Origin of the sequence: Pelagovum sp. HNIBRBA483, from assembly GCF_040931995.1 — a bacterium.
Classification (GTDB): Bacteria; Pseudomonadota; Alphaproteobacteria; order Rhodobacterales; family Rhodobacteraceae; genus JAEPMR01.
In genome coordinates this window covers 498198-520289 of record NZ_CP162412.1, presented here as the reverse complement: position 1 = coordinate 520289, position 22092 = coordinate 498198, and the positions used below count along the sequence as shown (strand labels likewise).

At 57.7% G+C, this 22092-nt stretch carries 24 protein-coding genes; 13 read left to right on the top strand and 11 right to left on the bottom strand.

What is annotated here, in order from left to right; genetic code table 11:
- Positions 1-3: 3 nt before the first annotated feature.
- From AB1E42_RS02615 to folK, 4 genes are all read right to left on the bottom strand, one after another.
- Positions 4-588 carry a DUF2062 domain-containing protein gene (locus tag AB1E42_RS02615; RefSeq protein ID WP_368345446.1) on the bottom strand — a complete coding sequence of 195 codons (585 nt, stop codon included), beginning with the start codon at positions 586-588 and terminating at the stop codon, positions 4-6.
- A gap of 91 nt (positions 589-679) precedes the next feature.
- Positions 680-2827, bottom strand: coding sequence for a bifunctional (p)ppGpp synthetase/guanosine-3',5'-bis(diphosphate) 3'-pyrophosphohydrolase (locus AB1E42_RS02610; RefSeq protein WP_368345445.1), 2148 nt, complete (start codon positions 2825-2827; stop codon positions 680-682).
- Positions 2828-2852: 25 nt separating this feature from the next.
- Positions 2853-3206 carry a DNA-directed RNA polymerase subunit omega gene (gene rpoZ / locus AB1E42_RS02605; RefSeq protein ID WP_368345444.1) on the bottom strand — a complete coding sequence of 118 codons (354 nt, stop codon included), beginning with the start codon at positions 3204-3206 and terminating at the stop codon, positions 2853-2855.
- An 80-nt stretch (positions 3207-3286) separates the two neighbouring features.
- On the bottom strand, positions 3287-3883 hold the full coding sequence (folK, locus tag AB1E42_RS02600; RefSeq protein WP_368345443.1) for a 2-amino-4-hydroxy-6-hydroxymethyldihydropteridine diphosphokinase: 597 nt from the start codon (positions 3881-3883) through the stop codon (positions 3287-3289).
- Positions 3884-3970: 87 nt separating this feature from the next.
- Between folK and AB1E42_RS02595 the strand changes: the two genes are divergently transcribed.
- Positions 3971-4528, top strand: coding sequence for an NYN domain-containing protein (locus AB1E42_RS02595; protein ID WP_368345442.1), 558 nt, complete (start codon positions 3971-3973; stop codon positions 4526-4528).
- Here the strand turns inward: AB1E42_RS02595 and AB1E42_RS02590 are convergent.
- Positions 4519-6738, bottom strand: coding sequence for an ATP-binding protein (locus tag AB1E42_RS02590; protein WP_368345441.1), 2220 nt, complete (start codon positions 6736-6738; stop codon positions 4519-4521). The genes AB1E42_RS02595 and AB1E42_RS02590 overlap by 10 nt on opposite strands.
- A 271-nt stretch (positions 6739-7009) precedes the next feature.
- Between AB1E42_RS02590 and ispH the strand changes: the two genes are divergently transcribed.
- From ispH to AB1E42_RS02560, 6 genes are read left to right on the top strand one after another with little or no spacing between them, the layout of a single operon-like run.
- Positions 7010-7957, top strand: a complete 948-nt coding sequence (gene ispH / locus AB1E42_RS02585; protein ID WP_368345440.1) for a 4-hydroxy-3-methylbut-2-enyl diphosphate reductase — start codon at positions 7010-7012, stop codon at positions 7955-7957.
- Positions 7954-8403 (top strand): DUF3429 domain-containing protein, encoded by a 450-nt coding sequence (locus tag AB1E42_RS02580; RefSeq protein ID WP_368345439.1) that lies wholly within the window; start codon positions 7954-7956, stop codon positions 8401-8403. The genes ispH and AB1E42_RS02580 overlap by 4 nt, the downstream gene beginning before the upstream one ends.
- Positions 8403-9023, top strand: coding sequence for a glutathione S-transferase family protein (locus tag AB1E42_RS02575; RefSeq protein WP_368345438.1), 621 nt, complete (start codon positions 8403-8405; stop codon positions 9021-9023). Before AB1E42_RS02580 ends, AB1E42_RS02575 begins: the two co-directional genes overlap by 1 nt.
- Positions 9020-9625 (top strand): class I SAM-dependent methyltransferase, encoded by a 606-nt coding sequence (locus AB1E42_RS02570; protein WP_368345437.1) that lies wholly within the window; start codon positions 9020-9022, stop codon positions 9623-9625. Before AB1E42_RS02575 ends, AB1E42_RS02570 begins: the two co-directional genes overlap by 4 nt.
- Complete coding sequence (gene rnhA, locus AB1E42_RS02565) at positions 9618-10070, top strand: ribonuclease HI (RefSeq protein ID WP_368345436.1); 453 nt, start codon at positions 9618-9620, stop codon at positions 10068-10070. Before AB1E42_RS02570 ends, rnhA begins: the two co-directional genes overlap by 8 nt.
- Positions 10067-10690 carry a trimeric intracellular cation channel family protein gene (locus tag AB1E42_RS02560; protein WP_368345435.1) on the top strand — a complete coding sequence of 208 codons (624 nt, stop codon included), beginning with the start codon at positions 10067-10069 and terminating at the stop codon, positions 10688-10690. Before rnhA ends, AB1E42_RS02560 begins: the two co-directional genes overlap by 4 nt.
- A gap of 4 nt (positions 10691-10694) precedes the next feature.
- Here the strand turns inward: AB1E42_RS02560 and AB1E42_RS02555 are convergent, their stop codons facing one another.
- On the bottom strand, positions 10695-11903 hold the full coding sequence (locus tag AB1E42_RS02555; RefSeq protein ID WP_368345434.1) for a winged helix-turn-helix domain-containing protein: 1209 nt from the start codon (positions 11901-11903) through the stop codon (positions 10695-10697).
- A gap of 104 nt (positions 11904-12007) precedes the next feature.
- Here AB1E42_RS02555 and smpB point away from each other — a divergent pair, with 104 nt between their 5' ends.
- From smpB to AB1E42_RS02540, 3 genes are all read left to right on the top strand, one after another.
- Complete coding sequence (smpB, locus tag AB1E42_RS02550; RefSeq protein ID WP_368345433.1) at positions 12008-12484, top strand: SsrA-binding protein SmpB; 477 nt, start codon at positions 12008-12010, stop codon at positions 12482-12484.
- Between the two features lie 131 nt (positions 12485-12615).
- Entirely contained in the window at positions 12616-13482 is an 867-nt protein-coding gene (gene sseA / locus AB1E42_RS02545; protein WP_368345432.1) for a 3-mercaptopyruvate sulfurtransferase, read from the top strand.
- Complete coding sequence (locus AB1E42_RS02540; RefSeq protein ID WP_368345431.1) at positions 13482-14666, top strand: aromatic amino acid transaminase; 1185 nt, start codon at positions 13482-13484, stop codon at positions 14664-14666. The genes sseA and AB1E42_RS02540 overlap by 1 nt, the downstream gene beginning before the upstream one ends.
- A gap of 119 nt (positions 14667-14785) precedes the next feature.
- On the opposite strand, the gene AB1E42_RS02535 is transcribed toward AB1E42_RS02540, so the two are convergent.
- Positions 14786-16120 carry an ammonium transporter gene (locus AB1E42_RS02535; RefSeq protein ID WP_368345430.1) on the bottom strand — a complete coding sequence of 445 codons (1335 nt, stop codon included), beginning with the start codon at positions 16118-16120 and terminating at the stop codon, positions 14786-14788.
- A gap of 25 nt (positions 16121-16145) precedes the next feature.
- On the bottom strand, positions 16146-16484 hold the full coding sequence (locus AB1E42_RS02530) for a P-II family nitrogen regulator (protein WP_368345429.1): 339 nt from the start codon (positions 16482-16484) through the stop codon (positions 16146-16148).
- 261 nt (positions 16485-16745) lie between these two features.
- On the opposite strand from AB1E42_RS02530, the gene AB1E42_RS02525 reads away from it, so the two are divergent.
- Positions 16746-18923: a transglycosylase domain-containing protein gene (locus tag AB1E42_RS02525; protein WP_368345428.1), complete on the top strand. Its 2178-nt coding sequence runs from the start codon at positions 16746-16748 to the stop codon at positions 18921-18923.
- Position 18924: 1 nt separating this feature from the next.
- Here AB1E42_RS02525 and AB1E42_RS02520 read toward each other — a convergent pair whose 3' ends face one another.
- The 3 genes from AB1E42_RS02520 to AB1E42_RS02510 are packed head-to-tail and all read right to left on the bottom strand — an operon-like array spanning position 18925 to position 20692.
- Positions 18925-19284 carry a hypothetical protein gene (locus AB1E42_RS02520; RefSeq protein WP_368345427.1) on the bottom strand — a complete coding sequence of 120 codons (360 nt, stop codon included), beginning with the start codon at positions 19282-19284 and terminating at the stop codon, positions 18925-18927.
- On the bottom strand, positions 19284-19883 hold the full coding sequence (locus AB1E42_RS02515) for a phospholipid-binding protein MlaC (protein ID WP_368345426.1): 600 nt from the start codon (positions 19881-19883) through the stop codon (positions 19284-19286). The genes AB1E42_RS02520 and AB1E42_RS02515 overlap by 1 nt, the downstream gene beginning before the upstream one ends.
- A complete protein-coding gene (locus AB1E42_RS02510; protein WP_368345425.1) occupies positions 19883-20692 on the bottom strand; it encodes a VacJ family lipoprotein in 810 nt (269 codons plus the stop codon). Before AB1E42_RS02510 ends, AB1E42_RS02515 begins: the two co-directional genes overlap by 1 nt.
- Before the next feature lie 176 nt (positions 20693-20868).
- Here AB1E42_RS02510 and AB1E42_RS02505 point away from each other — a divergent pair, with 176 nt between their 5' ends.
- Together AB1E42_RS02505 and AB1E42_RS02500 are read left to right on the top strand one after the other, a co-directional pair.
- Entirely contained in the window at positions 20869-21333 is a 465-nt protein-coding gene (locus AB1E42_RS02505) for a RidA family protein (RefSeq protein ID WP_368345424.1), read from the top strand.
- Positions 21330-22082 carry a glycerophosphodiester phosphodiesterase family protein gene (locus AB1E42_RS02500; RefSeq protein ID WP_368345423.1) on the top strand — a complete coding sequence of 251 codons (753 nt, stop codon included), beginning with the start codon at positions 21330-21332 and terminating at the stop codon, positions 22080-22082. The genes AB1E42_RS02505 and AB1E42_RS02500 overlap by 4 nt, the downstream gene beginning before the upstream one ends.
- Positions 22083-22092: the final 10 nt, after the last annotated feature.

Here is a 22092-nt window from a genome sequence, read left to right as displayed (position 1 = left end):
AACCTAGTGCGGATCGGGTTCCTGATCATGCATGTCATGAGGATTATTGCCTAATTGCGCAAGCTTAGCGCGTAGTTTCTTCCGTCGGCGGTTCTGATAGGCGCGGATCACCGGAACCGAGATATAATACATCACGATACCCGTCACGATTCCGGGCAGAATCCCGCCAACGAGAAACGGTAAAAAGATGTCGCGATAAAAGATATCCAGCCGGTGCCAATCCATCCGCTCCGGCCCGAAAAGCGCTAGGAAATTGCTCCAAAGATCACGCCCCGCGCCCGCAAATGTTTCGCCAAGGGTCAACTCGATGCCATCCTCCGGCAACCGCCGCCCGAGGATCAAATGCCCCATCTCGAAGGACACCGCCGCTATCGGCACATAAGTGAGCGGATTGCCAAAAAACGTCCCCAGAATGGCTGCGATGATATTCCCACGGATGATTTTGGCAATCAGCGCTGCAAGCACGAAATGCAGGCCAAAGAGCGGCGTGAACGCAATAAAGACGCCGGCCGCAACACCTCTCGAGATCTTCTCCGGTGTATCGGGAAGCCGCCGTAACCGGTGCTTGACGTACTCAAACGCGCGCATCCATCCGCCTCGCGGATAGATGACATGGGTAACCACCTGCCAAATTGGGCGTCGATCCCGTCGCTTGAAAACCAAACTGCGCCCCTTTTTATCAGGCCTTGGATACTTCCCCGACACTTGCCGCACGCTGCGGATCGCGATGCCTAATGATCGACGAGACGTTTGTCTCTGCTTCCAGCGCCGTCGTCACGCGGTGCAGATGCTCCACGTCGCGCAGATCGACATCAAGGAAAAGGCGGTAGAAATCTGGCTTTCGATCAACAAATGTCAAATCCGAGATATTAGCCTTCTGCTCACCGATCAATGTGCAAATACGTCCCAAAACGCCTGCATCATTTGAAATGGTCATGTCAAAAGTCACGGTATTCACCGATTTGTGCGTGCCTTCCTGCCAGTGTAGGTCCACCCATCGTTCAGGCTGGTCTTCATAGTCCGCGAGCGCCGCGCAATCGATCGCGTGCACCACGACCCCTTGCCCACGGAAAGTAATGCCGACGATCCGCTCGCCTGGTACGGGCTGGCAACACGGCGCGCGCCGATGCACCTGATCAATGTCCAGACCGATCACGGCTCGGGCTTCCTCGATCTCCTCGCCCTTGCGCTCCGCCAGCTCAGGGTAAATTGCCAAAACCACTTCGCGCGAAGTCGTCTCAGCACTTCCCAAACGCGCGAGCAACTCGTCCTCTTCGCCTTCAATCCCAAGTGTCTTGGCGGCCGTCCGAAGCGCTTTTGTCGTTGCCTTCTTGCCAACGTTTTCAAATGCCACACGCGCAAGCTCACGGCCCAGCTTGATAAACCGTTCGCGGTCTTCTTCACGCAATGAACGGCGGATGGCGCTTTTCGCACGCCCGGTCACCGCAATATCAATCCATGTAGCCTGCGGTGTCTGGCCTTCAGCCGTGATGATATCAACCGATTGCCCATTCTTCAGGCGCGTCCAGAGCGGCACCCGTAGCCCGTCCACCTTTGCCCCGACACAAGCCGCGCCAATCCGCGTGTGAATGGCATAGGCAAAGTCAATCGGTGTCGCACCACGCGGCAGCTTAATCACATCGCCCTTCGGCGTGAAACAGAACACCTGATCCTGATACATCTCGAGCTTGACCGCTTCGAGGAACTCGTCATGGTCATGGCTCTCGTCAAGTCGCTCTGAAAGCGCTGTCACCCACCGCACAGGATCAACGGCAAAGCGGTTTTCCACCCGCTCACCGTTCTTGTAAGACCAGTGCGCCGCAACACCTGTCTCCGCAACTTCGTGCATCTCGCGGGTTCGAATTTGCACTTCCACCCTTTTTCCGTCACGTCCCGAAACGGTGGTATGCAGCGAACGGTACCCGTTCGATTTCGGCTGGCTGATGTAATCCTTGAACCGCCCCGGAACCGCGCGCCAACGCTGGTGGATCGCACCCAGCACACGATAACAGTCCGCTTCTGTCGCGGTTATAATCCGGAATCCGTAGATATCCGACAACCGCGAGAACCCCTGATCCTTCTCCTGCATTTTGCGCCAGATCGAATAGGGTTTTTTCGCCCGACCAGTGACTTCGGCGCGAATATCATTCTTCTCAAGCTCGATCCGCATATCTGCGGTGATTTTTTCAACGACATCGCCCGTTTCGCGCTGCAACGTAATAAAGCGCCGGATAATCGAGTTTCGCGCTTCTGGGTTCAGAACCCGAAATGCAAGATCCTCAAGCTCTTCGCGCATCCACTGCATACCCATGCGTCCCGCCAAGGGAGCGTAGATATCCATTGTCTCCCGCGCCTTCTGTCCCTGCTTGTCAGGTCGCATGGCCTTGATCGTGCGCATGTTGTGCAAACGGTCAGCGAGCTTCACCAGAGTCACTCGCAAATCACGGCTCATCGCGATGAATAGTTTGCGGAAATTCTCAGCCTGTTTGGTCTGAGTCGATGAAAGCTGAAGATTGGTCAGCTTTGTGACGCCATCCACAAGGTCCGCAATATCGCGGCCAAAGCGTTTCTCAACCACGGAAAACGAGGCTTTGGTATCCTCGATCGTGTCATGCAGCAACGCGGTGATAATCGTCGCATCGTCCATCTGCTGTTCGGCCAGAATGGCCGCAACCGCTACCGGATGGGTAAAATAAGGCTCGCCAGAATGACGAAACTGACCCTGATGCATTTCCTCACCAAAGGAGAATGCATCGCGGATCAGTTTTTCATTTGTACGGGGGTTGTAAGCGCGAACCAGTCCGATCAGGTCATCGACAGTCGTCATCTGATCTCGCGTCTCCCAATCGCGATCAGCGCTGACCTTGGGCTTCCATCAAAGCACGCAGCAGCTTCTCCTCGTCCATGGAGTCTTCTTCCGGCTTGTCGGATTCCTGACCCATCAGAAGCGCCATTGCGTCTTCTTCTGGCTCGTCTACCTCGATCTGTGACTGATAGCTCTCGATCATGCGCTCACGCAGGTCACCAGCTTGCTGGGTTTCGTCAGCGATCTCGCGCAAGGAAACGACCGGATTCTTGTCGTTGTCGCGATCAACCGTTACCGGCGATCCAGACGCAATCTCCCGCGCACGGTGCGCTGCAAGCATCACCAGCTCAAAACGGTTCGGGACTTTGTCGACACAATCTTCTACGGTCACGCGGGCCATCTGCGCACTCCAATCGTTGCAGGCGTTCCTAGGAAGCCCCGCTCTTACGCAATGCAGAGTCTATTGACAAGCAGATTCGCTTATTTTTCCGCAGTTTCCCCGCCAATTGGGACGACTTCTGCACGATCTTTCTCCGGCAAGGCCGCACATAACTCCGAAACAGTTCGCCCCAAAACCGGATGACGCCACTCCGGCGCTATCTCCCGCCATGGAACGAGCACAAACGCACGATCTTGAATCCGCGGATGCGGCAGAATCAGCTCTGAGGGTGCCAGCTTCGCCTGCTGATCAAGCGGCAGGTCTTTCCAACTCTGGTAGGTGTGCAGATCTGGCGCGATTACGTCCCCATCTGCGAGAATATCGAGATCAAGCGTCCGCTGCCCCCATCGCTGCGTTCGCTCCCTGCCAAAATCCGCTTCGATTCTGTGCAAATTTGCCAAAATGGAATGCAGGTCCATATCAGTGGAAACAGCAATCACGGCATTGGCAAAATCTGGCCCCGCTCCGGCCGGAAAACACGGTGTTTTGAACACATTGCTACTTTTGGATATGTTGCCTATATCTTTCGAAATCTGCAAGTTAGCGCGGTGGAGAATATCTGCAGAGACAGATGGGAAGTCTGCAGAATTACTCCCCAACGCTATATAAAGAGTGCGGTGGTTTTGGTGTTTGTTCATGTTGCCGCCGAATTTGAATCTAACAGGTTCCTGCCGTTTCACTACTCACGGATCATGCAGGCGGGAGCAAGTAAAGGGAATTGATTAATGTTTTATAGAGATGAGCGCCTTGCGCTCTTTATTGACGGATCGAATTTATACGCAGCAGCCAAAGCACTCGGCTTCGATATTGATTACAAACTTCTGCGTCAGGAATTCATGCGCCGTGGCAAGATGCTACGCGCATTCTATTACACCGCGCTGCTGGAGAATGACGACTATTCACCGATCCGTCCGCTCGTCGATTGGTTGAACTATAACGGCTACAACATGGTTACCAAACCCGCCAAAGAGTTCACCGACAGCCAAGGACGCCGCCGCGTCAAAGGTAACATGGATATCGAACTTACGGTCGATGCGATGGAAACCGCTGATCACGTCGATCACATCGTCTTGTTCTCTGGTGATGGCGACTACCGGCGCCTTGTCGAGGCTCTTCAGCGTAAGGGCGTACGGGTTTCAGTTGTTTCCACGATCCGCAGCCAACCCCCAATGATCTCCGATGATCTGCGCCGCCAAGCCGACAACTTTATCGAGCTTGAGGAATTGCGCGATGTTGTCGGTCGCCCCGCTCGCGAGCCTATGGAAACACAAGATCAGTCCTGATCTTTCAGAACTTCATCTGCTTTTTTGCGTTCACTTGGGAGGCTGGCAAGGCTTTCCAAGTGCTCGTTCCAGCGCCGCAAAATACGGCCGAGATCATTCATCCGGACCGGCTTCGCGAGGAAGTCATCCATGCCCGCCTCCAGGCACTTTTCGGCCTCGCCCGCCATCGCATTTGCGGTGATGGCAACGATGATCGTTCGCGGACGATCTTTATAATCGGCTGTTTTCTCGGCGTTTCTGATCTCTTTCGTCAGCTCGAACCCGTCAAGGTTCGGCATATGGCAATCAGTCACCACGATCGGGAAATCTTCCTTCTGCCACAGATCCAGCGCGGCAACGCCGTCATCAACGATCACCGGCTCATAGCCCAACTTCTCGAGTTGTAGTTTCAACACCGACTGATTGACCAAATTGTCTTCAGCAACCAATAGCCGGTTGCTTTGCCCGCCTTCCGAATGTGCCGGTGCCTGAAGCGCAATCGCTTCTTCAGCGACGCCGAAAACCGATATATCCAGCGTTTGGCGCCCCGAAAGAACCCGCAGTCCCTCGATCAGCTCCGACGGCAACAACGGCGCGCATTCAACGACATAATGCGTAGGAGCGACCAATCCGTATTTTTTCCGGCGGTCATTGGTCACAGTCAGATAGCGCTGGGTCGGAAACGCATGATGGAACCGCGCAACCACATTTTCATCATACTGGAACTCCTTGTCCAGCGCCGCAATCATCACCAGCGTATCTGGCTTCGCCATGTGAACAAGGCGGCTCAATTCACTCTCGGATTCCGCCCATGCGACCTTAGCGCCAACAGCTTCCATCGCCCGCCGCCATGCTTCCCGCATCGGATGACCTGCCGCCAGTCCAATCACGTTCACGCCATCCAAGTCGTCACGAACCAGCGTTCCTTGCCCATCCACCATCGGCAAAAAAACGTCAATTTGCGAGCCCTGCCCCGACCGGCCACTTGCGGCCACGGAACCGCCCATCTTGTCAACGAGTTGCTTGACGATCGTCAGCCCAAGCCCCGTGCCCTCACGCAGCTGCGACGCGCTCGCTTTCCCCTGCTCGAACGGCGCGAACACCTTGGCGAGCGTTTCTTCATCCATGCCGATTCCGTTATCGATCACGCTGATTTTCAGGGTATCGGCGTCCCAGCGATGCACGACCAATTGTACCAAGGCATATTCTGTCTGCTCGTTTCGTGCAGAGAACTTGATCCCGTTACCGAGCAGGTTCAGGATGATTTGCCGCAAACGCCCCGGATCACAGCTCATGATGTCGGGGATATCCGGCGATACATCCAACTGCACCACAACGTTCTTCTGGTCCGCGACAATCTTCACCGCCTCAACCGCACTTTCAAAAAGCGAGAGCATCTTCGTCGGTACAGGTGTCAGGGACAACTTACCTGCCTCGATCTTGCTGATGTCCAGAACGTCATCAATAATCCGCAGGAGCGAAAAAGCGCTCTCCCGAGCGGTGCGCAACATGCGGCGCTGCTCTGGCACCAGCTCGCCCGTTTCCAGCATTTCCAGCATGCCAACCACGCCATTCATCGGCGTTCTGATCTCATGACTCATCGCCGCGAAGAAATCTGATTTGGTCCGCGTCGCCTGCTTCAACTCCTCGTTATTCGCAACAAGGACATCGCTAAACCGCCGGTTCAACTGGGCGAAATAGAAGATCTCGATCATGATCACCGCGAAGGCGGTCAGAGAGGCCGCAACGCCAATCTCCTTTTTGTAAACGACCGCCTGCGGATCAATCAGTCCCAGCGCCTCTACATCGATCATCCAGTAGGTCGCCCAAAGCCCAAGCGCTGCCAAAGTCGTCGCAAAAATATAACCTTTTTCGGACCGCAGCGAAAAAAGCACAAAAGGCGCTCCGGCCGCGACAAGAAATAGCACGTCGAGCCTACTTGCCGGATCGGTAAAAAGCGCCCCCATGAAAATTCCCGCAAGGCACCCGATCACCCATAAAAAGCGCCCGATACCGTCGCGGTCCATACGAATACAAAGAAATAGAATGAACGTGCCCAAAAATGTTGGCGTTGTCGAAACCAACATCTTTTCGAGCCCCAAGAAAAGGCTAAGCCCTAACCACAATGTGATCATGCCAAAGATAACAAATCCTGTTATCTTGATGGATCGCAGACGGCGTTCCTTATTAAACAACTCCGCCGATCTTGGTCCGTTTTCAGTCGTTCCCATCGGCTACTCCGCTCTTCTTTGGTCAAGCTTGCTATACGAAAGCGCGCACCCACAAGAAGAATTCGCCAAACGGATACGCTTTACAATTATACGGCGACCAAGCGATTTAGATTAATCAACTTAGGCATTTATTTTATAAAAATAAGGGTTGGAATGATGTCTTTTTGCGCGAACACGACGAATCGCAATTCCTGCTGGAAAACATCTCCCAAGTCGCGCATACCCTGAAACCGTCCTGATCCCCGTCCGGAAAGAGCGAAAAAGGAAAGCAATGTCAGCGCCCCTCTCCCTCTACCTTGCAGCCCCGCGCGGCTTCTGTGCTGGCGTTGATCGCGCGATCAAAATTGTCGAGATGGCGATCGAGAAATGGGGCGCGCCCGTGTATGTCCGGCACGAGATTGTCCACAACCGTTATGTCGTGGATGGTTTGCGTGCAAAGGGCGCTGTTTTTGTCGAGGAACTGTCAGAATGCCCGCCAGATCGTCCGGTGATCTTCTCCGCCCACGGGGTTCCGAAGTCGGTACCGGCTGAAGCCGCGCAGCGGGAAATGCTCTTTGTCGATGCTACCTGTCCGCTGGTCAGCAAGGTGCATATCGAGGCCGCCCGCCACAGCGAAAACGGCCTGCAAATGATCATGATCGGCCATGCCGGCCATCCCGAAACCATCGGCACCATGGGGCAATTGCCCGATGGCGAGGTTCTGTTGGTCGAAACGGTCGATGATGTAGCGCATGTAAAAGTGCGCGATCCAGCACGGCTGGCCTTTGTCACTCAAACGACCCTTTCAGTGGACGATACCCGCGAAATCGTCGCCGCCCTGCAAGCGCGGTTCCCGCAGATCGTCGGCCCCCACAAAGAAGATATTTGCTACGCCACGACGAACCGCCAAGAGGCGGTAAAGGCCATCGCGCCTAAATGCGATGCGCTCCTCGTCGTCGGCGCCCCGAACTCGTCCAACTCACGGCGCTTGGTGGAGGTCGCCGCCCGCTCAGGCTGCGATTACGCGCAACTTGTACAACGCGCCACCGATATTGACTGGCGCGCGCTGGAAGGCATCAAGTCGGTCGGCGTCACCGCCGGTGCCTCCGCGCCCGAAGAGCTGATCAATGAGGTGATCGACGCTTTCAAGGCACGTTACGATGTAACGGTCGAGATCGTGGAAACCGCTCAGGAAAATGTCGAATTCAAAGTTCCCAGAGTGCTGAGGCAACCGACATGAGCCAGATACCCCGCTCCGCTCTGATCCTCGGTTTCGCTGGATTGATCCCTTTCCTTTGGGGCGCCGCGACGCTTCTCTCTCCGACGTTGGCTGACTGGGGCTACACGACGCTCGGCGGGCGCTTCGTTGGCCCATATGTCCAGCTTTTTTACGGCACGATCATCCTTTCATTTATGTCTGGGGTGCTATGGGGCTTCGCCGCCAAAACCTCCGGCACCGTCGCCGCGACAGGTTATGCGCTCTCGGTCATACCCGCACTCTGGGCATTTTTCATGACCGGCGGCGGACCTGTCACCGCCGCACTAAATCTGATCATCGGGTTTCTTGGGGTCTTGGCGATTGATTGGTTATTCTGGCGTCAGGGTTTGACCCCGCCTTGGTGGATGCGCTTGCGCATTACGCTCACAGCGATTGTCTGCCTATCGCTCGCCATCGGTGCGCTGTGATGTCTGGCCTACGCCTCTATTCGATGCCCAGTTCAGGCAACAGCTACAAGGTCCGGTTACTGCTGTCGTTCCTAGGTCTGGAATACACGCACATCGCCTGCGAAAACGGCAGCGCCGCCCTTGCCGAAGCCAAAGCAAGCGGCAATGCACCCATGGGAAAACTCCCCGCCCTGCACCTGCCCGATGGCAACATCCTCTCCGAGTCAAACGCCATTCTGTGTTACCTCGCGCAAGGGTCCGGCTGGCTGCCAGAGAACAGTCTCCAGCAAGCACAAATGCTCGCGTGGATGTTTTTTGAGCAAAACCGCCATGAACCCGTTATCGCAGTCCGCGCCTCGCTGCGCACCTACCCCGAGCGCGCCCACCTCGCGACACCGGCCCGCATGGAAGAACTTCTCGAAAGCGGTCATGTAGTCCTAGCGCTGATGGAAGAACACCTTTCAAGCAACGAATGGTTCGCCGGCACTCAGGCCTCCGTCGCTGATATTGCCCTTTATGCCTATACCCACACCGCAGGTTCGCGCGGCGGCTACGATATGGCGCGATTCCCCGCGCTCAATGACTGGCTCCCGCGCATCGCCGCAATGCCGGGCTATGTCCCGCTGGAAGCGGTTCCATGAGCGCCGATCCCAAAACAATTGAGACATATGCAGCAAAGGCTGGCGATTATCTGCGCATGACGGCCACAACCCAGCCAACCGCCAGTTTGCAACGTTTCATGGCGCTCCTGCCCCCTTCTGCCAAAGTACTTGATATCGGCTGTGGCCCCGGCACCGAATCCGCTCTCATGCGGGCTGCCGGTCTGGATCCCGATCCCTTCGACGCCTCAGCGGAAATGGTTGCCCTCGCGCAGGAAACCTACAGCCTTCCTGCCCGCGTCGCCAGTTTCGATGATATAACGCAGCAAGCCACCTATGATGGTGCATGGGCCAATTTCAGCCTCCTGCATGCCCGCAGGGGCGATCTCCCCCGCCATCTGCACGCCATCGCCCGCGCCCTCAAACCAAGCGGAATCTTCCACATCGCGATGAAGACAGGAGAGGGCGAAAAGCGCGACTCACTTGGCCGGTTCTATACCTACATTTCCGTCACTGACCTGCAATCCATTCTACATGATACAGGCTTCGAGCCCCTCCATGTAGACGAAGATGAAGGCCCCGGTCTGGCCGGAAAACAGGAACCATTCGTGACAATTTGCGCGAGACTCCAAAACGATGCCTGATCTCTTCGCCTATACTGACGGCGCTTGCAGCGGCAATCCCGGCCCCGGTGGCTGGGGAGCACTGCTGCTCGCGAAAGACGGCGAAACCGTCCTGAAGGAGCGCGAACTTTGCGGCGGCGAGGCAGACACGACCAACAACCGTATGGAACTGCTCGCCGCGATCAATGCGTTGGAAAGCCTGTCGCGCCCTTCCACCATCACCGTCGTGACCGATAGCGCCTATGTTAAAGGCGGAATTACCCAATGGCTTTTCGGATGGAAGAAAAACGGCTGGCGCACCTCCAACAAAAAGCCGGTTAAAAATGAGGACCTCTGGCAGCGCCTCGATGCAGCCCGCCAGCAACATAACGTGACGTGGGAGTGGGTGAAAGGCCATGCAGGCCACCCCGAAAACGAACGCGCGGACGAACTGGCCCGCCGTGGCATGGCTCCGTTCAAACCATGACCTTCCTCACCGGCCTCGATTACGCATCTGTTTTTATCTTCGCGCTCACCGGCGCGCTTGTCGCCAGCCGCGCCCAGCTTGATCTGGTAGGCTTCATCTTTGTCGCCTGCCTTACAGCCGTTGGCGGCGGCACCCTCCGCGATCTGTTTCTTTCGCGTGAAACACTCTTTTGGGTGGCCGACCCAACTCTCATCGCGGTTGCGTGCGCTGCTGCGCTCCTGATGTTCTTCACTGCCCATCTCTTCGAAAGCCGGTTGAAAGTTCTCACATGGCTCGACGCCTGCGCCCTCTCCGTCGCCGTCCCTGCGGGGGTGGGCGTCGCTCTCGCACTAGAGAGCCATTGGGCCATCGCCTTGATCATGGGGGTTTCGACAGGTTGTTTCGGCGGCTTGATGCGGGATGTGGTGTGCAACGAAGTGCCGCTGGTCCTCAAACAAGGCGAACTCTACCTGACCGCAGCCTTTGCCGGCGCAGCGGCGACGCTTATCGCCCGCTCCATTGGATTGTCAGACCCCAACGCCCTAGCAATCTGTGCGGTTGTCACTTTGGCCCTGCGCTCCGGCAGCCTTGCGTTCGGTTGGCGTTTGCCCACCTACCGCGCACGTCCTCCGCGCCACTAACGGCTCACATTATTGGCAAACGCTGCCACCCATCTTCGAAAACCACCGTCGCAACACCCGCAAAGCGCCGCGCTCGGTCCAGTTCCCCCTCCAGTCGCGCCAACCGCCCTTTGCCCAACGCAGCATTCGCTTCAGGCCAATAGGCCCGCACCACCAACGCATCTGCGGCGCGGTCGGTTTTCATATCAATCCGCCCGATCAGCCGCGTTCCCTCCATTACCGGAAAGACGTAATAACCGAATGTCCGTTGCGCCTCCGGTACGAAAATCTCGATCCGGTAGCGAAAACCGAACAGCCATTCCGCCCGCTTCCGGTCACGCAACGCCGGATCAAACGGCGACAGCAGCCGCACCCGCTTGGGTGACGCCACATCACCCACGCCTTCCCACACATCGGGCCGCGCAAAACAGCGCTTCACCTGCCCGTCCGCTCCTTCAACTTCAACCGGCACGATCTCGCCGCGCGCCTCAGCCGCCGCGCACCATTCCCGCGCCTCTGACTTGCTGATCAGATCATAGAAATTGGCAAGTTCCGTGTTCGTTGCAAACCCGAGCCGGTCAAGCGCCGTCGCACACGCCCATGCGACCGTTTCCTGCACATCGGCGTATCGCGCATGAATATCGGGCGGAATCACCCGCTCGGTCAGATCATAGATCTTGCGAAACCCCTCGCGCCGCGTCACCGACAGCTCGCCCGTCCGCCACAGATACTCCAGCGCCGTCTTCGACGGATGCCAATCCCACCACCCACCAGAGTTGCGTTTCTCACCAACACCGACATCAAGGCTCGATTGCGGCCCACGTTCCGCAATCTGCCCGCGCACGGCGTCAATCTGGTCCAAAAAATCGGTGCGCTGCCATTTCGCCCAGCGCGCTGCCAGTTGTTCCCGCTCCCGCTCGAACTTAAGCCGCCAGAAAGGGAACGCCTCCATCGCGATGACAGACGCATCATGGGTCCAGTGCTCGAAAACTGCCCTGTCCCGCGCATGCACAAGCCCCAGAACCTGCGGCCGGTAGCGCTGACGACGCGACCATAAAATCATGTCGTGGGCGCGCGCAAATGTCAGGACGCTATCAACCTGAACAAATCCCAGATCTCCGATCAACGCGGCGATCTCACGCGGCCCTGCCTTGCCTATTGGCTCCGCCAAAAGCCCGTGCCGCGCCAGAAATATCCGCCGCGTCAAGGCATTGTTCAATTGGCGTATCGCCATTCCGTTCCCCCATGACGCACTCGATTGCGCGCAGCGGTTTTCCTCACCCCCGACCGGCACAACCGCTTGTACCCGCGCGGCGCTTCCCATATCTCCTGTGCATCATGGCAAAGAAACAGGACAATCCGAACTACAAAGTGATCGCCGAGAACCGGCGTGCCCGTTACGACTATGCCATTGAAGACGATCTCGAGGTCGGAATCATGCTCATGGGGTCCGAAGTCAAATCCCTGCGCATCGGCCAATCGAACATCGCCGAAAGCTATGCTTCTGTAGACGATGGCGAGCTTTGGCTCACCAATGCCTATATCGCTCCCTATGAACAAGCCAAGACATGGGGCCACGAAGAGCGCCGCAAACGAAAGCTGCTCGTCTCGAAGAAAGAACTGGCCCGACTGTGGAATGACACTCAGCGCAAGGGCATGACGCTTGTGCCGCTGTTGATGTACTTCAACCATCGCGGTTTGGTGAAGCTGAAGATCGGCATCGCCAAAGGCAAGAAACTGCACGACAAACGCGCCACCGACGCGAAGCGCGATTGGAACCGGCAGAAGCAGCGCCTGCTTCGGCAGAACTCTTGAGCACACGGCGGCTCCTGCCTATTCCGGAGGCAGGGCTGATCCAAGCATCCATAGGCTAAGTGGGTTGCCACCTTCCCTGTCACGGGGTAGTCAGCAGCAGACCTCCAGACCGTGGATCAGAGGGGAAAACCATGTCTGCGCCGTTGCAAAGTGACCCTAAAACGCTGGTCAGCACCGAGTGGCTGGCAGCGCATCTCAAAGATCCCGATCTGCGCATCATTGATGCGTCGTGGTATATGCCCGACGCCAACCGCGATGCCGAAGCCGAATACGAAGCCGCGCACATTCCGGGCGCCCGTTTTTTCGACATCGACGAGATCAGCGACCTGCGCAGCGAACTGTCGCACATGGCCCCGCCCGTCGAGAAGTTCATGAGCCGGATGCGGCAGATGGGCATTGGCGACGGTCATCAGGTCGTTGTCTACGATGGCTCCGGATTGTTTTCTGCTGCGCGCGTATGGTGGCTGTTCCGCCTTATGGGCAAGACCGACATCGCCGTACTCGACGGTGGCTTCCCCAAGTGGAAGGCCGAGGGTCGCCCTGTATCCGACGAGCCGCCTGTGATTCGCGATCGACACATGACCACCCGTCGTCAGAACACCCTCGTAAAAGACGTAACGCAAGTCGCCCGCGCCGCGAAATTGCGCGATCACGAAATCATCGACGCCCGCGCCGCCGCCCGCTTCAAAGGCGAAGTCCCAGAGCCGCGTGAGGGCCTGCGTTCCGGCCACATCCCCGGCTCGAAGAACGTCCCCTTCAACACCACGCTAAACGCCGACGGCACGATGAAGCCGACCGATGCGCTGGCAAAAGTGTTCGAAGAGGCAGGCGTCGACCTCTCGAAACCCGCCATTACCACCTGCGGATCAGGCGTGACCGCTGCGGTTCTTTCGCTTGCCCTTACCCGTTTAGGCAAGAACGATCATTCACTCTACGATGGCTCATGGTCCGAATGGGGCATGTACGCCGACCTTCCCATTGCAACCGGAGAAAGCTGATGCTGGAGCATCTCAAAGAACAGCCTGCCGATAAAATTCTGATGTTGATGCAGTCCTATCGGGAAGACCCCCGCGAGAACAAAGTCGACCTCGGCGTTGGCGTCTACAAGGACGCAAGCGGCAACACACCCGTCATGCGGGCTGTCAAAGCCGCCGAGAAGCGCATCTGGGAAGATCAAACCACCAAGGCCTATACCGGCCTTGCAGGGGATCCCGCCTATACAAGCGGCATGATCGACCTTGTTCTTTCCGGCGCGGCACCCAAGGAACGCATTGCCGCTGTTGCCACTCCTGGCGGCACTGGGGCGATCCGTCAAGGCCTCGAGCTGATCCGCCGCGCCGCGCCTGACGCTACTGTCTGGGTGTCCGCACCGACATGGCCCAACCATCCATCCATCATCAAGTTCCTCGGTATGAAGATGGGCGAGTACCGCTATTTCGATGACTCCACCCGCGGCGTCGATTTTTCCGCCATGATGTCGGACCTCTCCGGCATTTCGACTGGTGATGTCGTGCTTCTGCATGGCTGCTGCCATAACCCGACAGGCGCCAACCTCTCGGATGCCCAATGGGATGAGGTTATCGCCCTGCTGAAGGAAAAAGGCGCCGTGCCGATGGTCGACATCGCCTACCAAGGTTTTGGCGATGGGCTGGACGCCGATGGCGCTGCCACGCGCAAAGTTGCTGCCGCGATGGATGAGTGCCTGATCGCTGCCTCATGTTCTAAGAACTTCGGCATCTACCGTGAACGTACCGGCATCCTCATGGCCATCGCCCGCGATGACAAGGAAGCGAAAATCGCCCAAGCGAATATGAATTTCCTGAACCGGCAGAACTTCTCCTTCCCGCCGGATCACGGCGCCCGCATCGTTTCGACCATTCTGGGCGATCCCACCCTGCGCGCCGATTGGGAAGCCGAGCTGGAAGAGGTGCGCCTCTCGATGCTTGGCCTTCGCCAGCAACTGGCCGATGAGCTGCGGCAGCTTTCCAATTCGGATCGCTTCGATTTCATCGCCCACCACCGTGGCATGTTCTCACAAATCGGCACCACGCCGGAGAAGGTTGAGACAATGCGCCAAAACAACGGCATCTACATGGTGTCCGACAGCCGGATGAACATTGCAGGCCTCAACGCCGAAACCGTTCCGCTCCTCGCACGCGCAATCGTCGACGCCCGCGTATAACGCTTCGATACATTAACGTAAAAGGGCGGCCCATTGGCCGCCCTTTTTGTTTGCCCAAAAAAAATGGCCCGGGCGATTTGCGCGCCCGGGGCAGAGGTTTTGACCGTCAGGAGGAACGATCAGCCTTTCGAGAACTCAGGATAGGCTTCCATGCCAAGCTCGGTCATGTCGAGCCCGTTGATCTCGGCTTCTTGATCGACACGGATACCCGTTGTCGCCTTCAGGATGTACCAGACCAGCCCCGAGACAACTACGGTGAAGGCACCGACGACGAGGATCGAGTAGAGCTGCGTACCCAGCGACGCATCACCGTTGGTGAAGACAACAGCGATCGTACCCCAGATACCTGCCAGCAGGTGAACCGGAATGGCACCAACCACGTCGTCGATCTTCAGCTTGTCGAGCATCGGCACAGCGAAGACAACGATCACACCGCCAACAGCACCGATCAGAGTTGCAGCGCCCAAGGTCGGCGTCAGCGGCTCTGCAGTGATCGAGACGAGGCCAGCAAGAGCACCGTTCAGGATCATGGTAAGGTCAGGCTTCTTGTAGAGAAGCTGGCTCAGAACCAGCGCGGCAATTGCACCACCGGCAGCAGCAGCGTTCGTGTTGGAGAAGATACGGCTTACGTCTGCGACATCACCAACAGTGCCCATTGCCAGCTGCGAACCGCCGTTGAAGCCGAACCAGCCGAGCCACAGGATGAACGTGCCGAGCGTGGCCAGTGCGAGGTTCGAACCGGGGATCGGGATGGTCTTGCCGTCTTTGTACTTGCCGATACGCGGGCCAAGGATGATCGCGCCGGTCAGCGCAGCCCAGCCGCCAACGGAGTGCACAACCGTCGAACCTGCGAAGTCGAGGAAGCCCATCTCGTCGAGGAAACCACCACCCCACTTCCAGGAAGCCTGAAGCGGATAGATGATCGAGGTTAGAATGACCGTAAAGATGAGGAACGGCCACAGCTTGATGCGCTCAGCCAGCGCGCCCGATACGATGGAAGCAGTCGCTGCACAGAACATCAGCTGGAAGAAGAAATCCGAGCCAGTCGCCGCATAGGAGTAGTCATCCGCATCGGCGGCGCTCACGCCAACCGCTTCAAGGACTCCAGGCCCCCAAATGCCCGAAAGCACACCCTCAACGGCCCAAGTGCCGAGCGGGTACATCAGGTTGTAGCCGATGAGGTAGTAGAAAATTGCCGCAAGCGAGAAGAGCGCGACGTTCTTGGTCAACTGCATTGCCACGTTCTTTGAACGGACAAGGCCCGCCTCAAGCATGGCAAAACCTGCCGCCATGAAGAAGACAAGGAAGCCGCCCATAAGGAACAGCAGTGAGTTAAAGATGAATACGGAGTCGGTCGAGGCATTCACCCCCGGCACCGGCCCTTCTTGCGCGAGGCCCAGCGTCGGCAGTACCGCGATGGCACCTACGATAGGAAGTGTCTTTAGTAGTTTCATGATATTGGTCCCCTTGGGAATGATCTCAGAGCGCGTCGTCGCCGGTTTCGCCGGTGCGCACACGCATGGCGCTTTCGACATCCAGAACAAAAATCTTGCCGTCGCCGATCTTTTCAGTTTTGGCAGTGCTTGCGATCGTAGAAACGATCTCTTCCGCCATGCTGTCGGGCACGACGATTTCCAGCCGGACCTTCGGAACGAAGTTCACAGCGTATTCGGCACCGCGATAGATTTCAGTGTGGCCGGATTGGGAACCAAATCCCTTGATCTCAGTCACCATCATACCCCGCACGCCAGCGGCGGTGACGGCCTCGCGCACCTCCTCCAGCTTGAACGGTTTGATTGTAGCGATAATGAGTTTCACTTTATTCCCCTTGCGCATTGTTGCCGTCGGCCCTCAGCGGCCGCCTGCGAGCAAGAAGGAGCCGTAACCGTCCGAGCCTCAAGAGAATGCTGCACATGCAAAATCGAAAAATTGCCCTTAGTTGCACAATTTTTGCACAAATTGTCTGGTTTGATTAAAATTTAGACAAATGAAAAAGCCGAAATGCTGCTGTTTCCCGCCTCAACTTTTCGAATCCGAAGCGTTATGCTGCGAGCAAACAAGGCAGGCAGTACGCAGAAAATGACAGCTGACGGCGGAAAAAGACCGCCTCTCGTTGCGGATAGGCGCTACCCCGAAACCAAGCGGGAACCCGAGCGCAAACCCAAGGCGAAGAAGGCCAATGCGCAAAAGCGCAAGCCCGCAAAACCCACGCGCAGACGCGGGCCGCTGGGCCTTGTCTGGGCGCTTTTTGGCTGGCTTGTCCGTTTGGTGGTCAGGCTTCTCTGGGGTATTGGCTGGCGCATTGGCGCGGTCTGCGGTTTGGGCATTGCGGCTGCTGTCCTGTTTTTTGCTGCAACCCTGCCGCCGATTACCGACCTCGTTGACGGCCGCGCTCGCGGCTCGGTCACCTTGCTAGATCGCTACGGATCACCTTTCGCTTGGCGCGGGGAGCAGTTCGGCGGGATGATCACTGCCGCTACCGTCTCGCCACATCTGCACAACGCGGTCATTGCAACCGAAGACCGGCGCTTTTACCGCCATTTCGGCCTCTCCCCGCGCGGTATCGCCAGCGCCATCCGCATCAACCTCAGCGAAGGCCGTGGCCCGCTGTCCGGCCACGGTGGCTCGACGATCACGCAACAAGCGGCAAAGCTCCTTTGCCTTGGCGTGCCCTACGACCCGTCAGAATGGGAGAGCGAATCAGCCTACGAGGCCGACTGCCGCCGCTCCACATTGATGCGCAAAGGTAAGGAAGCGCTTTATTCCATGGCGATGGAGTTGAAATACTCCAAGGAAGATATCCTGACCATCTACCTCAACCGCGCCTATCTCGGCGCAGGCACCCGTGGCTTCGAGGCCGCGGCGCAGCGCTATTTCGGCATCTCCGCCGCGCAAGTCACTCCAAGTCAGGCCGCCATTCTTGCGGGCCTCCTCAAGGCACCAACGACCTACGCGCCAACCAACAACCTCCAGCGTTCATGGGACCGCGCGAATGTCGTGCTCGGTCTGATGGAGCGCGAAGGCTACCTCACCGAAGAAGAGGCCGCCTTCGCCCGCGCCAATCCCGCCCCACTGTCCGAAGCCGCCGAAGAAAGCTCAGGCGGTTATTTCGCGGATTGGGTGATGAGCGAAGGGCCGGAATTCTTCACCCGCAATACCACGGAAGATGTCATCATCCGCACCACGCTAGATGCGGAGATTCAAACCGCAGCAGAGGAGGCCCTTACATGGGTCTTCGAAAACCGCGTCAGCGAAGGATCGGGCGCCGAGGCAGCGATCGTCGTCATGTCGGCCGATGGTGCGGTGCGCGCAATGGTCGGCGGCCGTAATCTGGCGGCATCTGGCCTGTTCAACCGCGCGACCCAAGCCAGCCGGCAAACAGGCTCGTCGTTCAAGCCGTTTGTCTATGGGGCTGCGCTCGAATTGGGCTACTCTCCGCTTGATCTGGTGGATGACTCTGAACTGACAATCCAGATCCCCGGCTCCGGCCCCTACACGCCACGCAACTATGACAACGCGTTCAAAGGCCCGATCACCCTGACCCAAGCGATGGCCGAAAGCCGGAACATCCCCGCTGTGCGCCTTACCGAGGAACTTGGTCGCGATAATGTCCGCATCATTGCCGAAGGCTTTGGCATCACCTCCGATCTGGCGGATGGCCCCGCACTTGCACTGGGGGCGTCCGAAAGCACGCTGATCGAAATGACAGGTGCTTATGCGGGCATTCTCAACGGCGGTTCCTCGGTCACGCCCTATGGGCTTGTCGATCTGCGCCTTCAAGGCGACGCAACCCCGATGATGGACGCCCGAGGCGGCATCGGCGAGCGCGTCATTCAGGAACGCACCGCGCGCCAGCTTGTCTGGATGATGAACCAAGTATCAGAAATTGGCACCGCCCAACGCGCCAAGATACCCGGCTGGGATATTGCTGCCAAAACAGGCACAACACAGGGCGCGCGTGATGCTTGGTTTATCGGCTTCACCGCCAACTACGTCACAGGTGTCTGGATGGGATATGACGATAACACCCCGCTCACGGGTGTCACAGGCTCCGGCCTCCCCGCAGAGATCTGGCGCGAAACGATGGTCAATGTACTGGGCGAAAGCGATCCGATCCCGCTGCCAATGGAGGAACCAAACGCCATCAACGAGACTCTGCGCGGCCTGCAAGGCCCAGAAGCCTCCCGCCCCAGCGGTCAGGATGAGGACACCAACATTTTGATCAATCTACTTAATTCGCTGCTCAGCGGCAGATAGGCTATTGCGCCTCGGGGCAGCGCGCATAACGGAATGCGTAGCCGTCCCAGATCATGAACAAATCGTCGCTATCAGCGGCGTTCATCATCATCACCCGCTCCGACCACGCACCACCATCGCCGGTGCATTCCAGCGTATAGAGAACCGCATCCATCCGATCCACATTCACCGGCCGCGTCATCTCACACCGGCTTTCTACCCCGTAGAAAACATTGTCACGAATTTCCAACGCCCCGCCGTCAACCCCGACAAGCCCACATTCGGCATTCGCCGCCTGCCGGTAGATCCCATCAAAAGGGCCAGCACTCAAAGCGACAGGCAATGCCCATAGCCAGAGCGATGATGCCGCAATCCCGCGCATCAGATTTCCTTGACGGCGTCGATCAATGCATCCAGATCACCGCGCCGCGCATCCAGCATGGCACCCATCTCCGTGCGTTCAGACAGCAGCATGTCGATGCCTTCAATGATCACGTTGAAAAATAGGACTTTCCCCGATGCATCAGAAACATGGAAATCAACGCGGAAAGGCGATTGCCCCTGCAATATTGCCAGCGTCTCCACCTGAATGCCGCGCGGAATCTCTCGCTCGCCCTGTACCTCAACACGCCCGCCGATAAATTCGCGAAACCGGCGGCCATAACGGCGGGCAATATAGCCGCGGAACGCTTCCGTGAACCGGCGCAATTGGTCCGCACTGGCACGCCGCGCCTCAACGCCAAGCGCATAACGTGCAATGATCGGCACGTCCGCGTATCGGTCAAAGATCCCTTCAAAATCACGGATCATCGCCGCCTCTGATTTACCAGAAGCGATCACTGCGTTGATGTCGGCAACGATGCGATCCACCAGCGCGCGCGCCTGCGCCGCACTCTGCGCAGCAGCCCCAACAGGCGCACCAGTCGCCAAGGCGCCCATTGCCAAAGCCAGAATTTCGCGGCGGCGGTAGTCGAACGACATTATTGTTCTCCCGTCAAATCGGCATAAGGGTCAGCATATGGGTCCGCATACGGATCGGCATATGGGTCGGCGTAAGGGTCGGCGTATGGGTCTGCCGTGTCCACCTGTGTGCTCGGCACAGCAGGGGCGTTCCGTCCCAATTCGAAGCGTCTGTTCTGCAAGTACATCTGCCGCGTGATCGCATAGCTGTCTGCACTCTCATATAGAACGGTATCCACCGAGGTCGAGAACCGCCCGCGCGTGATCACCTCGCCAGCAATCCGGCTCGGCGCGATATAAGGCTCAATGACATCCGGCACAAAGAGTTGCAGCGGATCGAACACAACGTCCACTACCAGCCCGAACGTATCCCGCTGGGTCGAAGGCCCGTAAACAGGCAACTCCACATAGGCCCCTTCCGGAATGCCCCACCGCGCCATCGTCGCGCCGAAATCAGTTTCACGCTCGTAGATCTTCATGCGATCCGCAACGTCGATCAACCCGCCAATCCCTACGGTCGTGTTGATAAGGAACCGGACCGTATTGATGCCCGCGCTTTCCAGATCACCCTGCAAAACACCATTCACGACCATACCGGGCAGGGCGGTATTTTCGGCAAAATCGACGACCGCGCCTGTTACCTCTTTCGGAACAGCGTTCCCACCACGCGACAAAGGCCGGAACACAGCCTCGTCCAACGCTTTGTTGAATGCGTGCGTCTGCCGGTTGCTTTCCTCGAAAGGGTCATGAACAAAGCCACCATGCTGCGGGGCGCTACACCCCGCGACGGCGAGCAAAAACCCAATCAACACAGCAGTTCTTGTGGACACTCGGCTCTGCATCAAACCCTCAACAACTTCTCCCGTAGCAAGCAAGGAATCGCCCGCGCGGTTTTTCATTCGTTTTCAATTCTGCACTCCCGAACAGAGAACCTCAATGCATCCTCTTGGATTGCCTTGACCGCGCAGCGAGGATAGCTTCGCGCCAAATTGTCTTGGAGAGCCCAATGTCCTCAAATTTCGAAGCCCGCCTCGCCGAACTTGGCATCACTTTGCCATCCGCACCGGCCCCCGCAGCAAACTATGTGCCGTTTATTCAATCGGGTAATCTGGTGTTTGTCTCCGGTCAGATCTCGAGCAACGAAGACGGGTTCATCACCGGCAAACTGGGTGCGGACATGAGCGTCGAAGACGGCGCCCAAGCCGCCCGCGCCTGCGCGATCAGCCTTCTTGCGCAGCTGAAGGCAGCTTGCGAAGGCGACCTCGACAGGCTGCGCCGCGTCGTCAAGCTGACCGGCTTCGTTAACTCGACGGCCGATTTCAACGACCAGCCAAAAGTCATCAACGGCGCGTCCGATTTCCTCGTCGAAGCGCTCGGCGATGCCGGTCGCCACACGCGCTCCGCGGTCAGCGCCGCGTCCCTTCCCTTCGGCGTCGCAGTCGAAATCGAAGGCATTTTTGAAATCATATGATCCTGCCCAATACCTTCTTGGAAAGCCCCATCGCGCATCGTGGCTTGCACGACCGCGCGCAGGGCCGCCCTGAAAACTCGATCGAGGCCATCACCGCCGCGATCGAAAGCGGCTACGGCATCGAAATTGATCTGCAACTGTCGTCAGACGGCGTTCCGATGGTCTTTCACGATTACGACCTCGGCAGGCTCACAGGGCGTCAAGGCGCTGTGGCCCGACATTCCGCCAAGGAATTGGGAGCCATTCCGCTGCTCGGCGGGAAACACGACATCCCCACACTTGCCGATGCGCTAAATCTCGTCGACGGGCGTACCCCGCTCCTGATCGAGATCAAGGACCAAGACGGCGCAATGGGGCCAAACACTGGCCCGCTGGAACAAGCAACAGCGCAGGTGCTCGCAAGTTATTCCGGCCCCGTTGCGGTGATGTCTTTCAACCCGTTCAGTATGCGAGCATTCGCTAAAGCCGCCCCCACACTCCCGATCGGCCTCACCACCAGCGACTGGAAACCGGAGGACTGGCCCACCATCCCCGCGCGCCGCTGCGCTGAATTGGCAACGCTGTCTGACGTGTTCGATGTCAGTGCGGCGTTCATCAGTCACGATGTTGCCGATCTCACCAATCCGGCTGTTCTGGCACTCAAGAAAAAGGGTCTGCCCATCCTTTGCTGGACAGTCACCTCCCCTGAACAAGAGGCTCAAGCCCGCCGCGTTGCCGACAATATCACTTTCGAGGGCTATGCCGCTTGACCTAGGGCCG

Coding starts and splice junctions, on each gene's coding strand:
- AB1E42_RS02615 (WP_368345446.1), bottom strand. CDS start 588: ATGCGCGCGTTTGAGTACGTCAAGCACCGGTTACGGCGGCTTCCCGAT.
- AB1E42_RS02610 (WP_368345445.1), bottom strand. CDS start 2,827: ATGACGACTGTCGATGACCTGATCGGACTGGTTCGCGCTTACAACCCC.
- rpoZ (WP_368345444.1), bottom strand. CDS start 3,206: ATGGCCCGCGTGACCGTAGAAGATTGTGTCGACAAAGTCCCGAACCGT.
- folK (WP_368345443.1), bottom strand. CDS start 3,883: ATGAACAAACACCAAAACCACCGCACTCTTTATATAGCGTTGGGGAGT.
- AB1E42_RS02595 (WP_368345442.1), top strand. CDS start 3,971: ATGTTTTATAGAGATGAGCGCCTTGCGCTCTTTATTGACGGATCGAAT.
- AB1E42_RS02590 (WP_368345441.1), bottom strand. CDS start 6,738: ATGGGAACGACTGAAAACGGACCAAGATCGGCGGAGTTGTTTAATAAG.
- ispH (WP_368345440.1), top strand. CDS start 7,010: ATGTCAGCGCCCCTCTCCCTCTACCTTGCAGCCCCGCGCGGCTTCTGT.
- AB1E42_RS02580 (WP_368345439.1), top strand. CDS start 7,954: ATGAGCCAGATACCCCGCTCCGCTCTGATCCTCGGTTTCGCTGGATTG.
- AB1E42_RS02575 (WP_368345438.1), top strand. CDS start 8,403: ATGTCTGGCCTACGCCTCTATTCGATGCCCAGTTCAGGCAACAGCTAC.
- AB1E42_RS02570 (WP_368345437.1), top strand. CDS start 9,020: ATGAGCGCCGATCCCAAAACAATTGAGACATATGCAGCAAAGGCTGGC.
- rnhA (WP_368345436.1), top strand. CDS start 9,618: ATGCCTGATCTCTTCGCCTATACTGACGGCGCTTGCAGCGGCAATCCC.
- AB1E42_RS02560 (WP_368345435.1), top strand. CDS start 10,067: ATGACCTTCCTCACCGGCCTCGATTACGCATCTGTTTTTATCTTCGCG.
- AB1E42_RS02555 (WP_368345434.1), bottom strand. CDS start 11,903: ATGGCGATACGCCAATTGAACAATGCCTTGACGCGGCGGATATTTCTG.
- smpB (WP_368345433.1), top strand. CDS start 12,008: ATGGCAAAGAAACAGGACAATCCGAACTACAAAGTGATCGCCGAGAAC.
- sseA (WP_368345432.1), top strand. CDS start 12,616: ATGTCTGCGCCGTTGCAAAGTGACCCTAAAACGCTGGTCAGCACCGAG.
- AB1E42_RS02540 (WP_368345431.1), top strand. CDS start 13,482: ATGCTGGAGCATCTCAAAGAACAGCCTGCCGATAAAATTCTGATGTTG.
- AB1E42_RS02535 (WP_368345430.1), bottom strand. CDS start 16,120: ATGAAACTACTAAAGACACTTCCTATCGTAGGTGCCATCGCGGTACTG.
- AB1E42_RS02525 (WP_368345428.1), top strand. CDS start 16,746: ATGACAGCTGACGGCGGAAAAAGACCGCCTCTCGTTGCGGATAGGCGC.
- AB1E42_RS02520 (WP_368345427.1), bottom strand. CDS start 19,284: ATGCGCGGGATTGCGGCATCATCGCTCTGGCTATGGGCATTGCCTGTC.
- AB1E42_RS02515 (WP_368345426.1), bottom strand. CDS start 19,883: ATGTCGTTCGACTACCGCCGCCGCGAAATTCTGGCTTTGGCAATGGGC.
- AB1E42_RS02505 (WP_368345424.1), top strand. CDS start 20,869: ATGTCCTCAAATTTCGAAGCCCGCCTCGCCGAACTTGGCATCACTTTG.
- AB1E42_RS02500 (WP_368345423.1), top strand. CDS start 21,330: ATGATCCTGCCCAATACCTTCTTGGAAAGCCCCATCGCGCATCGTGGC.